This is a genomic window from Dongia soli, from assembly GCF_034044715.1.
GTDB lineage: Bacteria > Pseudomonadota > Alphaproteobacteria > Dongiales > Dongiaceae > Dongia_B > Dongia_B soli.
This window is the reverse complement of record NZ_JAXCLW010000006.1, coordinates 14,210-26,523: the sequence shown is the minus strand read 5'-3', so window position 1 is coordinate 26,523 and position 12,314 is coordinate 14,210. Positions and strand designations below refer to the sequence as shown.

The window sequence follows — 12,314 nt, the reverse complement described above, 5'->3', positions numbered from 1 at the left end:
ATGGTGGTGAAAGGCGGCGATCTCGGCGGCAGCAGCAATCCCTGGCTGATCGCCGTCGTCGTCTCCATCGCCACCTTCATGGAGGTGCTGGACACCACCATCGCCAATGTCGCCTTGCGCCATATCGCCGGCGGATTGGCGGCAGGCATCGATCAGGCGACTTGGGTGATCACCAGCTATCTGGTCGCCAATGCCATCGTTCTGTCGATCAGCGGCTGGCTCGCCACCGTGATCGGCCGCAAGCGCTTCTATATGATCTGCGTCGCGCTTTTCACCATCAGCTCCCTGCTTTGCGGCCTCGCCTGGAGCCTGCCGGCTCTGGTCGCCTTCCGCGTCTTCCAGGGATTGGGCGGCGGCGGCATGGCGCCCAGCGAACAGGCGATCCCGGCCGATGCCTTCCCGCCGGAACAGCGCGGCCGCGCTTTCGCGATCTACGGCATCGCCGTCGTCGTGGCGCCGGTCATCGGCCCGACGCTGGGCGGCTGGATCACCGATAACTATACCTGGCACTGGGTCTTCCTGATCAATGTGCCGATGGGCATCCTCTCCCTGCTCCTGGTGAACAGCCTGGTGCATGAACCGGCCTCGACGGCGGCGGAGCGGAAGAAGCTGCGGCAGAACGGCCTGTCGGTCGATTATATCGGCTTTCTCCTGGTTGCCCTTGGCCTCGGCTGTCTGGAAGTGGTGCTGGACGAGGGACAGCGCAACGACTGGTTCGACTCAACCTATATCCTCGGTTTCGCCGTGGTCTCGGCAATCTCCCTGCTGCTGCTCATTCCCTGGGAGCTGACGCGCAAGGAGCCGATCGTCGATCTCCGCCTGCTCGGCAACCGCAATTTCGGCTCCTGCTTCGTCGTCATGCTCTGCACCGGCGCGATCCTGATCGCCACCACCCAGTTCCTGCCGCAGATGCTGCAGGAGCAATTCGGCTATACCGCGACCTTGGCCGGGACGGCGCTGTCGCCGGGCGGCTTCGTCACCATGATGCTGATGCCCCTCGCCGGCCGGTCGGTCAATATCGTGCCGCCGAAATATGCGATTGCCGGCGGCATGGCCGTTGTCGCCGGCGCGATGTGGTATGTCACCGGCCTCAACGGCGATCTCACCTGGTCCTATGCGGCCTGGGCCCGTGTCTTCCTGGCGATCGGCCTGCCCTTCGTCTTCATTCCGATCACCACCGCCTCTTATGAAGGCCTGCCGCGCGAGAAGACCAACCAGGCTTCCGCGCTGATCAATGTCGCGCGTAATCTCGGCGGCAGCCTCGGCGTCTCGCTGGCGCAAACCATGCTGGCCCAGCGCGAGCAGTTCCATCAAAGCCGCCTGATCGAACATGTCTATCCATCCAGCCCGCAATATCAGGAGACGGTGCGGCAGGCGGAACAGTTCTTCGGCAGCAAGGCGTCATCCGCCGCCGATACCTCGCAGCGCATCACCGATTGGATCGGCCAATTGCTGGCAAAGCAGGTCGCGCTGCTCGCTTATATCGATGTCTTCTGGTCCTTGAGCCTGATCGCCATCGCCGGCATCGTCGTCGCCCTCACCTTCATGAGCAACAAGACGCTCGGCAAGGGTCACCCCTCATAGGCTTTCCGCAAGGTGGGAAGGTCGATCTTCACCATCTTCATCATCGCCTGCATGACCCGCGAGGCGCGCGCCTTATCGGGATCGCGCAGCATATCGAAGATCTCCGCCGGGGCGATTTGCCAGGCAAAGCCGAACCGGTCGGTCAGCCAGCCGCATTCGATCGGCCCGCCGCCCTCGATCAGCCGGTCCCAGAAGCGGTCGATCTCCGCCTGGTCCTTGCATTTCACCATCAACGACACCGCCGGCGAGAACTTGAATTCCGGCCCGCCATTCAGCGCGATGTAATCCGATCCCGCCAAAGTGAAATTGACCGTCAGCACACTGCCCTGCTTCTTCGGCGAGTTCTCGTCATAATAAAGGTAGTCGCCGAGAGAGGCGTCCTGGCCGCAGGCCCGGAAGGTATCGACATAAAACTTCGCCGCCTCCTCCCCTTGCGTGTCGAACCACAGACAGGTCGCAATCTTGGACATGCTTTTCTCCTCCGGTAGTGGCGCTCATTGAACGCTTTTCTCGTTAAGTCGAATGTCACCGGCTATCGCACGACGCCGCTCACAAACTCACGTGTTACCCTCGGACTTGACCCGAGGGTCCATGGCAACAGCCGCGTTCGCTATCTCCCGTGGACCCTCGGGTCAAGCCCGAGGGTGACAAGCGAGAGCCGCAGTCGCGCCCTGCAATGACAGGCGGCATCAACGCCTCGCGATGAGAGACTGCACCGCCGCGAACCCTACTTCTCCATCGCCTTCTGGGCGGCGGCGATATCCATCCACATGATTTCCCAATGATGGCCATCGGGGTCCTCGAAGCTGCGGCCATACATGAAACCGTAATCCTGCTTCGGTCCCGGATCGGCCTTGCCGCCGGCTGTCGCGGCTTTCTCGACGGTCGCATCGACCTCGTCGCGACTTTCCGCCGACACGCAGATCAGCACCGCGCTGCTCGCCTTCGCATCGGCGATCTTCTTCGACGTGAACATCCGGTATTTGTCATGGCTGAGCAGCATGGCGTGGATCGTGTCGGAGAAGACCATGCAGGAGCCCGTGTCGTCGGAGAACTGCTCGTTCTTACTGGCCCCGATCGCCTGGTAAAAAGCCGTGGACCGCTTCACATCCGTGACCGGCAGATTGACAAAAATCGTCTTCGACATGGCTTCCCTCGCAGTGCTGCTATTTTGGCAAGCATCCTGGCACAAGACGCCCTCGGATTGAAAGCTGGAACCGGCGTGCATGGCTGGACCGGCCCCAGATTGCCGGGAACTTGCCCCGCTTGCGCCTGTTTTCGTTCATCTATCCGATCGAAACGGAGACAGTAGATGAAAACCGCTTTGTTTCACGGGATCGAAGAGCTTCAATTCGATGACATTCCGGAGCCGCCCGCCGGCAGCGTCAATACGCTGAAAATCGTCCTCGAGATCGAACCGGTCAACAGCGACCTCGACTCCTATGACGCTTTCGACGTGCGCCGGCCGGGCTGGCTGAAGAGCGAATTGAAACCGGCTGTTTCATAGCGAGAGGCCACAGATCGGTGAACTCGACAAGGAGCTCGCCCGCATCACCGGCTGGGATTCCGGGATGGGCCAGGCCATGGCCGCAGAATTCAATCGCACGAATTCGATCGCACAATGTCCACCAGCCCCCGCTTGTCACCCTCGGACTTGATCCGAGGGTCCATGGTTGCAACTGACCTGAGTCCGAAATACATCACTCCTCATCCGCCTCACTCGCACTGGGCAGCCAAAGCGTGAACTCCGCGCCCTGGCCGAGTTCGCTTTTGACCGACATATGGCCGCCGGCCCGTGTCACCAGGGCATAGCTGATGGAAAGGCCGAGGCCCGTTCCCTGTTGCGGCTTCGAGGTAAAGAAGGCGTCGAAGACGCGGGTGAGGTGTTCCGGGACGATGCCGATGCCGGTATCGGCGATGATGATATCGACACCCTCGACGCTGTTTTCCGCGCGGTCCTCGGAGCGCAGGGTGAGCGTGCCGCCTTCCGGCATAGCATGGACCGCATTGACCAGGAGGTTGACGATCACCTGCTGCAATTCGGTGCGGTTCATCGACACCGTGCCGATGGCGCGGTCGTCGCGCCGCACCGCGATATCGGCCTTGTTCAGCAGATGCTGGATCAGCACCAGGCAATCGGTCAGCACATCGGCCGGGGCGATGCGGTCGAAATAGCCGGCGAATTCCGCGGGCTTGGCGAATTGCAGGAGCTTGGTGACGATCAGGCTGATGCGGTGCACCTGCTGGTCGATCAGGGTGAATTCGGTTTTGACCGCCTCCGCCTCACGCCCCAGCAATTCGCGCGCGACATCGAGATTGCCCTGGATGACGGCGATGGGATTGTTGATCTCATGGGCCACACCGGCGGTGATTTCGCCGATCGCCGCCAGCTTTTCCGAGATCACCAATTGCTGCTGGGTCGCCTCGAGACGCTGATTGGCCTCCTGCAATTCGCTTGTGCGTTCGATCACGCGCTCATCCAGCACCTGCGCCCAGTCGCGGAGTTCCCGGTCACGCTCCTGCAGGCGGTCGAGCAGTGAATCGAGATGCCGGGCGACGCGGCCGATCTCGTCGCTATTGACCACCGCCCCGGTCCGCGCCCCGAGATCGCCGCCATCGACGCGGGAGATCGTGTCGTTCATCCGCTCCAGCGGCCGGAAGATGCGGGCGATCCAGCGCAGGAAGATCGGCATGGTGATCAGCGTCACCAGGGCGAGCAGGCCTACCGTCACCATCACGGTGCGGTACTTCATCTCCCGGAACGGCTTGTCGAGGAAACCGACATAGAGCATGCCGATGCGCTTGTCATGGCTGTCGAGGATCGGCTCATAGGCCGAGATATACCAGTCATTGACGACGAACGCGCGGTCGAGCCAGGTCTTCCCCTGGCCCAGCACCGTCTCGCGCACGATATTGGAGACGCGCGTGCCCAAAGCCCGGCGGCCTTCGAACAGCCGCACATTGGTGCTGACCCGCACATCGTCCAGGAACAGGGTCGCGGTGCCCTGGCTGCCGGCCGGCAGGCTCGCCGCCTTGTAGACCAGGTCGTTGATCGTATCGATGAAATCGAGATTCTGGTTGAGCAGCTCGCCACCGATCAGCGCGCCCGCCCCGCCATTGGCAAGGTCGATCGAGGTGCCGGAATGCACCACCAGGCCGCGCGTCTCCACCTTGCGATCGGTGGGTGCCGCTGCCGGCGTCGGCACCAGATCGATCCGCGCCCGCGTCGACAAAGTCGGCGAGAGTTCCGCAAGATCCTCCGCCTTGAAGAGATCGATCCGCGTCGTCGTCTGCCCCGCCAAGGCGGCGGCCACGACCGGCCAGCGGATCGGATTGCTCGACCTCGCCTGGCGCGGCGCCGCGGCAAGCAGCGTCCCATGCTCATCAATCATATAAAGGAAATCGAGATGAAGCTGCTGGCGACGCGCTTCGAGGAAGGTCTCGATGGCGCTGCGCGATCCGCCCTTCACCAAAGCGGCGAAGGCCGCCGACTGGCTGATGGCGCTGAGAGTTTCGTCATCCCGCTCCATGATGCGGTTGAGATATTGCCGAGCGGTGGTGAGATCGCCATTCACCTTGGCGCTCAGCACCTGGTCGAATTGCAGGGTCCACCAATAGAGCGCGAAGGCGATCAGTGCCGGCAGCACGATCACCGTCGGCAGCAAGGCGATGGCGAGCAGTCGCACGCGGACCGAGACGCCGCGCTTTTCCTTCGCCGCTACATTATCCTGTTTCGCCGTCCCGCTTTGCGATTGCGCTGCTTTGATCGTGGGGGCGATTGCCGGATTGCTATCGGCCCTATCCACGGTTCAAATGTTCCGGAAGATCAGACATTCCAGGCAGCGCATTTGCGGTCCAGCGTCTTGCGCGAAATGCCGAGGCGCCGCGCCGCTTCCGAGCGGTTGCCGCCGCTCGCTTCCAGGACCTTCAGCATATGCGCCTTCTCAATCGCCTCCAGCGCATCGGGATTGGCATTGATGACTGCGCTGTCACCATTGCTCCGGCCGGCGGCCACATCGCCCGTTACGATATCATCCGGGAAGCTGCCGAGGATCAGCGAGCGCTCGATGACATTGCGCAATTCCCGCACATTGCCCGGCCAGTCATAGGCTTCGAGTTCGGCGAGCACATTCTCATCCAGCTCCATCGGGGCCACGCCGAGCTGCGCGGAGATGCGCTGCATCAGCAGGCGGGCCAGCGGCGCCACATCCTCGCGCCGCTGGCGCAAGGGCGGCAGGTGGAGATGCAGCACGCTGAGGCGGTAATAAAGATCCTGGCGGAACAGACCGGCGGAGACCGCCTGGGGCAGATCGCCGTTGGTGGCGGCGACCAGGCGCACATCGACCGGGATCTCCCGCTCCGCCCCGACCGGCCGCACTTTCTTTTCCTCGATGGCGCGCAAGAGTTTCGATTGCAGCGCATAGGGAAGCTCGCCTACTTCATCTAGGAAGAGCGTCCCGCCCTGGGCATAGAAGAACAGCCCCTCGCGCGAAGAGGCCGCACCGGTAAAGGCGCCTTTAAGATGGCCGAACAATTCGCTCTCGATCACTTCCGGCGCGATGGCGGCGCAATTGACCGGCACGAAGGGCTTATCGGCGCGGCCGGAGAGCGCATGCAGCGAGCGCGCCGCCAGTTCCTTGCCGGTGCCGGATTCGCCGGTGATCAACACCGTGGTCGGCAGGGGCGCGGCGCGGGCGATCACCTCGCGCGCCTGGCGGATGCCCGGCGAAACCCCGATCAACTCATGATTGGCGCGGTCATTCTCAGGCATTGCCTGCAATTGCCGCTTCAGCACGAAATTCTCGCGATGCAGCCGCGAGCGGTCGAGGCAGCGGGCGATGGCGGTGAGGATCTGGTTGACGCGGAACGGCTTCAGCACGAAATCCGCGGCCCCGGCGCGCAAGGCCTGGATCGCGGTATCGAGATCGGCGAAGGCGGTGATCAGGATCACCTCGATGAAATGCCCGCCGCCGCGCAATTCCTCCAGCCAGGCAAGACCGGATTTCCCCGCCATGACATTGTCAAGGATGATGACGTCGAAATGGCTGTTCTCCAGCCAGCGCGCCGCTTCCTCGGCATTGGTGGCCACTTCCACCCGGCGGCATCGGCTGGACAAGGTCTTGACCAGGAAATTGCGCATGCCGGGTTCGTCATCCACCACCAGGATCGCGGCCTCTTTCAGCCATGGGCCGAAGGAGGTATCGGGGGCCGCATCCGCACGTTCAAGCAGCGGTGCAGGAGGCATGCTGTCGGCTCCATTCATTGACCGGCTATTCAATTGATCGGGTTTCTTTCATAGAAGCATGGCCGGCGCGCTGGCTGCAAGGGGCGTCGCGGGCGGCTGCAAAGACATCATTGCAGCAAGAAAAAAGGGCGGCGGCATTCGTGCGCGCCACCGCCCATTCCCCTGGGATTATCCGTCCGAATGATCGGCCTTAGTTATTCGAAAAGTTTCCAGGCGTTCTGCAGCGTCTGCAGGACACCCCAGAGCAGCGGGATGCCGACCAATAACCAGGTCACCACCAGTTGCACGCCATGCCTGCCGCTTTCCTCTTCGTTCGACATCCTCTCGCCCTCCCTTACGCCGGCTGGTTCTGCAGTTTCAGGTAATGCCGTTCATGCACCGCCTTCACCGCCAGATTGCACAGGAAGCCGATGAAGAGCAGGCCGGCCATGATATACATGGTGACCGTATAGGCATCCGCCTTGGCGACGCCGTGATCGATCTGGTACTGGCGGATGTAATTCACCAGCACCGGGCCCAGCACGCCCGCCGCCGACCAGGCGGTCAGCAAGCGGCCATGAATGGCGCCGACATATTGCACGCCGAAAATGTCGCGCAGATAGGCCGGGATGGTGGCGAAGCCGCCGCCATACATGCTGAGGATGATTGCATAGCAGGCGACGAAGAGGCCGATACTGCCCATTTGCGCCGTGGTCGGCACCAGCGCATAAAGCACGAGACCGAGCAGGAAGAAGCAGTAATAGGTGTTCTTGCGTCCGATGATGTCGGAGGTCGAAGCCCAGAAGAACCGGCCCAGCATGTTGAACAGGCTGAGCAGGCCGACGAAGCCAGCCGCCGCCACCGGCGTGATGCGGCCCTGGAACATCTCCTGGCTCATCGCCGAAGCCTGGCCCAGCACGCCGATACCCGCCGTCACGTTCAGGCACAGCACCCACCACAGCAGGTAGAATTGCGGCGTCTTCAGCGCCTCGTCCACATGCACCACCTGGTCGGTGATCAGCTTCTTCTGCTGGGAGGGCGGGACATAGCCGGCCGGTTTCCAGTTTGGCGCCGGGACGCGCACGATGAGCGCGCCGATCGACATGAAGACAAAATAGATGACACCGAGCGCGACGAAGGTCTCGGCGACGCCGACATGGGTCGCGCTGGAGAAATGCTGCATCAGGAAGACCGAGAGCGGCGAGGCGATGAAGGCGCCGCCGCCGAAGCCCATGATGGCCATGCCGGTCGCCATGCCGGGGCGATCCGGGAACCAGGTGATCAGCGTTTTTACCGGCGAGATATAGCCGATGCCAAGGCCGCAGCCGCCGAGCACGCCATAGCCGAGGTAAACGACCCAAAGCTGATGCGCCCAGACGCCCAGCGCCGAGATGATGAAGCCGCCGCCGAAGAACGACGCGGCAAGCAGCATCGCCTTGCGCGGGCCGACGCGATCGAGCCATGACCCGGCGAAAGCCGCCGAGAGGCCGAGGAAGACGATGGCAATGCTGAAGATCCAGCCAAGGGCCGTCAGCGTCCAGTCTTCCGGCGCGGATTGAGAAATGCCGATGAGCTTGGTCATCGGCAGGTTGAACACGCTGAAAGCATAGGCTTGGCCGATGCAGAGATGCACGCAGAGCGCCGCGGGTGGCACCAGCCAGCGATTATAGTTCATCGGCGCGACGATCCGCTCGCGCGATAGGAAAGGTGCATTGGATGTCATGGCTTGTCGGTTCTCCTGTCCCACTTTCTTTCCGGTCTTTTTCTCGTGACGGGTCGGCTTTTCATGGCCATTGCACTGCCTTCTGACGGACAGCCTGGCTCGATGCGGTGCGGCGGTCATTGCTCCGGCGAACGCAGCGCGCTGCCCGGCCTGCCCGGTCGCTATTCCCTATCGCTGATCGGCATAATCCCCGCACAACGTCCTGTGGACTGTTTCGTTCTTGACGCGGCGCACACCGCGAGTTCCCTATGCGGCAATATCGATGCCAGAAAGTTCCGCAGATGGAGGATCAAGCGGTTAGCCAGATCGCTTCGCTTGGTCTCAGACAGAATGTCCCAATCGCCAAGGAGGCGGCACCGCCGCCTGGACAAAATGACGCAACGAGGCCTCGTTCATGATGCAGTGCGGCATCATCCTGGGCGTGATGCGCTTGTGATCGACCCTTCTCCCGGCCCGGTGCGATTCTGTGACCGGCAGGTGAGGCCGAGCGCAGCGGTTAGCACGGGCCCTCGGATCAAGTCCGAGGGTGACAACCTTGTTCGTTGCTGACGTATTGCGATGTCATGATCCGGCGTTATACATCAACCGAGCTCGCAACCGGCAGCCACCCCGCTTGTGACCCGACGGTCCCTGGGTGAGGCCGAGCGCAGCGGTTAACATGGACCCTCGGGTCAAGTCCGAGGGTGACAACCTTGTTCCTTGCTGACGTATTGCGATGTCATGATCCGGCGTTATACATCAACCGAACTCGCAACCGGCAGCCACCCCGCTTGTGACCCGAGGGTCCCTGGGTGAGGCCGAGCGCAGCGGTTAGCACGGGCCCTCGGATCAAGTCCGAGGGTGACAACCTTGTTCCTTGCTGACGTATTGCGATGTCATGATCCGGCGTTATACATCAACCGAACTCGCAACCGGCAGCCACCCCGCTTGCCACCCTCGGGCTTGACCCGAGAGTCCATGGTGGCGGTTGATGAATGTCACGCGCTCCCCGCGCTGCCTACCCCTCGATCCAATGCGCCAATTGTTCCAGCGACTGGCGCGAACCGGCCTCATTGTCTTCCGGGCGCAGGCCTGGCGGCATGTTTTCGAACAGGAGCGTGACCAGCGTACCGCCCGGCGCCTTGTCGAAGGTGATGGTCAGTGTCATCTCGCCCGCGAAGGCGGGATCGTCGCTGTGGAAGATCACCTTCTCGACGATACGGCGCGGACGCGCCAGCACGGCGAAACGCACCGTCACCACATCTTCGTGCTCGCAAGTCTTGCCGCGCGGTGATTGCCCTTCCGCCGTCCTCTCGGCAGGCGGATGATAGAGCGACATCCGATATCCGCCGCCAACCCGCGCATCGAAGAGGTGTATCGCGGCGGTCATCTCGCCGGGCGGCAGCCAGTCCACCAGGGCCGAGGGCGTGATGAAAGCATCGTAGAGCTGCTCGGCACTGGCGCGAATGACCTTGGAGACAGTGCTGACCGAGCCACGGCTCGCCGGGATACCGGTGGGCGCGACACCGACCGGCGGGACACGGCTTGTCGGGATACTGGTGGCCGTCATGTCTTTCGGTGGTTCTGTCATATGGGGTCTCCTGTCCCAGCACCTGTTTTCCCGGCGTCACTTTCGCCGGCTCTTTATCTCTCCAGTTTTACCGCATCGCGCCCCGCATCAACCTCTGTTCAAGCCAACGTGATCATAAAGTCGGCCTGCGGCGATGCATCGGTTGTATTGGCCGCAGGCTAGATCAAGTCACGGACGATCTACCCTCCGGCGCGGTGCAATATCATCAAAGATTATATCGTCGTGTTGGGGGATCTCATCAAGCGGACAGCAGCGCGGCCGTGGCGCGGCCTCGGCTGGCCAGAGATGACGATGAGGGACACATCGCAGCAGCGGTGGCCATTGCGTGACTTGGCGAATTGCCACCGCGGCGTTGTATGCGGTGTCAGAACTTCCAGTAGAGCGGCACCACGACCAGGGTCACGATCAATGCCCAGGCCATGACGAGAAAACCAAGTTTCCAGAAATCCCCGAACTTGTATCCGCCTGGCCCATAGACCATCAGGCTGACACCATTGGCAAAAGGCGTGAGGAAGGATGCGCTGGCTCCCATGGCGACGCCCAGCATCATCGGAAGCGCGGATACGCCAAGCTCCGAGGCCGTCGCCAGGCCGATCGGCATCATCACCAGCGCCGAGGAGGTGTTGGAGATGAACTGGGTTATCGTTGCCGAGACGATAAAAATCCCCGCCAGCACGGCGAGCGGGCCGGCGCCTCCCAGCGCATTGACGACGTAATCGCCGATCAGGGCAGCGGCACCGGTTTCGGTCATGGCATCGCCGGCGGTATCATCGCACCGATCAGGATACAGGTGTTCCAATCGATGCCGCGGTAAAACTGCGGCAGCGTCAGCACGCGGGTGACAACCATGAGGGCTGCGCAAATCACTGCCGCAATGGGTGCCGGCACGATGTTGAAGGCAAGCAGGAGAACCAGCAGCAGCAGGATGGCGATCGCCCTGCCCGCACCGTGGCCCAATGCCACGGCCTGCTTCTTCACCACCTCCGGCGAATCGACGACCAGCACCTTCGGATCTGCCAGATAGCGATCCAGGGCCTTCCAGGTTCCCTGCAGCAGCAGGTGATCGCCCGCACGCAGCACGAGCGGTTCCTGGCGCATTTTGTCGTCGCCGCGCTGCACCGCCAGGACCATGAGGTCGCCATCCTCGGTCGCCATGCCTGGAAACGCCGTCTGCCCGATCATCTTGGATCGCATCGGAATCACAACTTCGGCCATGCCGGAGGCGCGGCTGAGCAGAACCTCGGCAACCGGGCCGGCTTCCTCGGCTTCGCGGACCGCGAGATGCATATCGAGGGCGAGGCGCCCCACCATCTCGGCACTGCCACGGACCAGCAACAAATCATCCTGGGCAATCGCGCGCTGCAACGGTGTCGCAGCATCGCCTTCCAGCACGGCAACCATGTGCAGATCCGCATAGCCCGTCAGATCCACCGCGTCCTTCGATTTGCCGATCAGGGGAGATGTCTCGCGGACGCGAAGATGATGCAGGCCATCTTCCAGCTGGTATTGCTCGACCAGGGTATGGGCATGGGCGCTGAAATCGGCGGGAATCGACTGGCTGCGCCGCTCGGGCAGCAGCCACCGTCCAAACAGGATGATGATGATGATCGTGCCGATCAGGAGCGGCACACCGAGGATCGCCCATTCGAAGAAGCCGATATGCCCGACGGCTGCCTCGTCGGCCAGGGTCGCGGCGATCACATTGACCGGGCTGCCCAGCAAGGTCAGCTTGGAACCGGTCAGACAGGCAAAGGCGAGCGGCATCATGAGGCGTGACGGCACCGCCCCGGTCCTGACCGCGACCACCACGGTGACGGGCAACATGGCCGCCACCGCCCCATTCATGCCGATCAAGCCGCTAAAGACAGCGGCAACGATCATGAGCGCAACCAGCCGGCGCGTATGGCTTTTGCCCGCATGGCGCATCAAAAGCTGGCCCGCCCAGGTGCCGACGCCCGATATTTCCAGTCCGGTGGCGATGGCCAGCAAGGCGGCGATCAAGATCACCACCGGATCGCCGAACCCGCTGAGGGTTTGCTGCATCGTCAGTACGCCGGTGAAATAGAGCGCCAGTGAGGCGCAGACGGCGACCACGGCCGCGGGCACGGGATTCCAGGCAAACAGCACCATTGCCGCCATGATCACCGACAGCGTAATCACGATTTGCGTCATGCGGCCTGCTCCGTGCGGCAAGGACCCTGCGGGCGAATCTT

General features: G+C 62.5%; 11 protein-coding genes. 2 read left to right on the top strand and 9 right to left on the bottom strand.

Annotation, left to right across the window (positions count from 1 at the left end; genetic code table 11):
- On the top strand, positions 1-1,584 hold the full coding sequence (locus SMD27_RS18030) for a DHA2 family efflux MFS transporter permease subunit (protein ID WP_320509821.1): 1,584 nt from the start codon (positions 1-3) through the stop codon (positions 1,582-1,584).
- Here SMD27_RS18030 and SMD27_RS18025 read toward each other — a convergent pair.
- Positions 1,572-2,054: a VOC family protein gene (locus SMD27_RS18025; RefSeq protein WP_320509820.1), complete on the bottom strand. Its 483-nt coding sequence runs from the start codon at positions 2,052-2,054 to the stop codon at positions 1,572-1,574. The two genes, SMD27_RS18030 and SMD27_RS18025, sit on opposite strands and share 13 nt — an antisense overlap.
- A 257-nt stretch (positions 2,055-2,311) precedes the next feature.
- The gene (locus tag SMD27_RS18020) at positions 2,312-2,731 is read right to left on the bottom strand and encodes a VOC family protein (RefSeq protein ID WP_320509819.1); all 420 of its coding nucleotides are present in this window, start codon (positions 2,729-2,731) and stop codon (positions 2,312-2,314) included.
- A gap of 165 nt (positions 2,732-2,896) precedes the next feature.
- Here SMD27_RS18020 and SMD27_RS18015 point away from each other — a divergent pair, with 165 nt between their 5' ends.
- A complete protein-coding gene (locus SMD27_RS18015) occupies positions 2,897-3,091 on the top strand; it encodes a hypothetical protein (protein ID WP_320509818.1) in 195 nt (64 codons plus the stop codon).
- Positions 3,092-3,284: 193 nt separating this feature from the next.
- Here SMD27_RS18015 and SMD27_RS18010 read toward each other — a convergent pair whose 3' ends face one another.
- The 7 genes from SMD27_RS18010 to SMD27_RS17980 all read right to left on the bottom strand — a co-directional run bounded on the left by SMD27_RS18010 (position 3,285) and on the right by SMD27_RS17980 (position 12,273).
- Complete coding sequence (locus SMD27_RS18010) at positions 3,285-5,390, bottom strand: sensor histidine kinase (protein WP_320509817.1); 2,106 nt, start codon at positions 5,388-5,390, stop codon at positions 3,285-3,287.
- A 20-nt stretch (positions 5,391-5,410) separates the two neighbouring features.
- A complete protein-coding gene (locus SMD27_RS18005; protein WP_320509816.1) occupies positions 5,411-6,829 on the bottom strand; it encodes a sigma-54-dependent transcriptional regulator in 1,419 nt (472 codons plus the stop codon).
- Positions 6,830-7,023: 194 nt separating this feature from the next.
- Entirely contained in the window at positions 7,024-7,149 is a 126-nt protein-coding gene (locus tag SMD27_RS18000) for an MFS transporter small subunit (RefSeq protein ID WP_320509815.1), read from the bottom strand.
- Positions 7,150-7,163: 14 nt separating this feature from the next.
- Positions 7,164-8,531, bottom strand: coding sequence for an L-lactate MFS transporter (locus tag SMD27_RS17995; protein WP_320509814.1), 1,368 nt, complete (start codon positions 8,529-8,531; stop codon positions 7,164-7,166).
- Positions 8,532-9,528: 997 nt separating this feature from the next.
- Positions 9,529-10,101: an SRPBCC domain-containing protein gene (locus SMD27_RS17990; RefSeq protein WP_320509813.1), complete on the bottom strand. Its 573-nt coding sequence runs from the start codon at positions 10,099-10,101 to the stop codon at positions 9,529-9,531.
- A 364-nt stretch (positions 10,102-10,465) separates the two neighbouring features.
- Positions 10,466-10,852 (bottom strand): SLC13 family permease, encoded by a 387-nt coding sequence (locus SMD27_RS17985; RefSeq protein WP_320509812.1) that lies wholly within the window; start codon positions 10,850-10,852, stop codon positions 10,466-10,468.
- Complete coding sequence (locus tag SMD27_RS17980; protein ID WP_320509811.1) at positions 10,849-12,273, bottom strand: SLC13 family permease; 1,425 nt, start codon at positions 12,271-12,273, stop codon at positions 10,849-10,851. The genes SMD27_RS17985 and SMD27_RS17980 overlap by 4 nt, the downstream gene beginning before the upstream one ends.
- Positions 12,274-12,314: the final 41 nt, after the last annotated feature.

Coding starts and splice junctions, on each gene's coding strand:
- SMD27_RS18030 (WP_320509821.1), top strand. CDS start 1: ATGGTGGTGAAAGGCGGCGATCTCGGCGGCAGCAGCAATCCCTGGCTG.
- SMD27_RS18025 (WP_320509820.1), bottom strand. CDS start 2,054: ATGTCCAAGATTGCGACCTGTCTGTGGTTCGACACGCAAGGGGAGGAG.
- SMD27_RS18020 (WP_320509819.1), bottom strand. CDS start 2,731: ATGTCGAAGACGATTTTTGTCAATCTGCCGGTCACGGATGTGAAGCGG.
- SMD27_RS18015 (WP_320509818.1), top strand. CDS start 2,897: ATGAAAACCGCTTTGTTTCACGGGATCGAAGAGCTTCAATTCGATGAC.
- SMD27_RS18005 (WP_320509816.1), bottom strand. CDS start 6,829: ATGCCTCCTGCACCGCTGCTTGAACGTGCGGATGCGGCCCCCGATACC.
- SMD27_RS18000 (WP_320509815.1), bottom strand. CDS start 7,149: ATGTCGAACGAAGAGGAAAGCGGCAGGCATGGCGTGCAACTGGTGGTG.
- SMD27_RS17995 (WP_320509814.1), bottom strand. CDS start 8,531: ATGACATCCAATGCACCTTTCCTATCGCGCGAGCGGATCGTCGCGCCG.
- SMD27_RS17990 (WP_320509813.1), bottom strand. CDS start 10,101: ATGACAGAACCACCGAAAGACATGACGGCCACCAGTATCCCGACAAGC.
- SMD27_RS17985 (WP_320509812.1), bottom strand. CDS start 10,852: ATGACCGAAACCGGTGCCGCTGCCCTGATCGGCGATTACGTCGTCAAT.
- SMD27_RS17980 (WP_320509811.1), bottom strand. CDS start 12,273: ATGACGCAAATCGTGATTACGCTGTCGGTGATCATGGCGGCAATGGTG.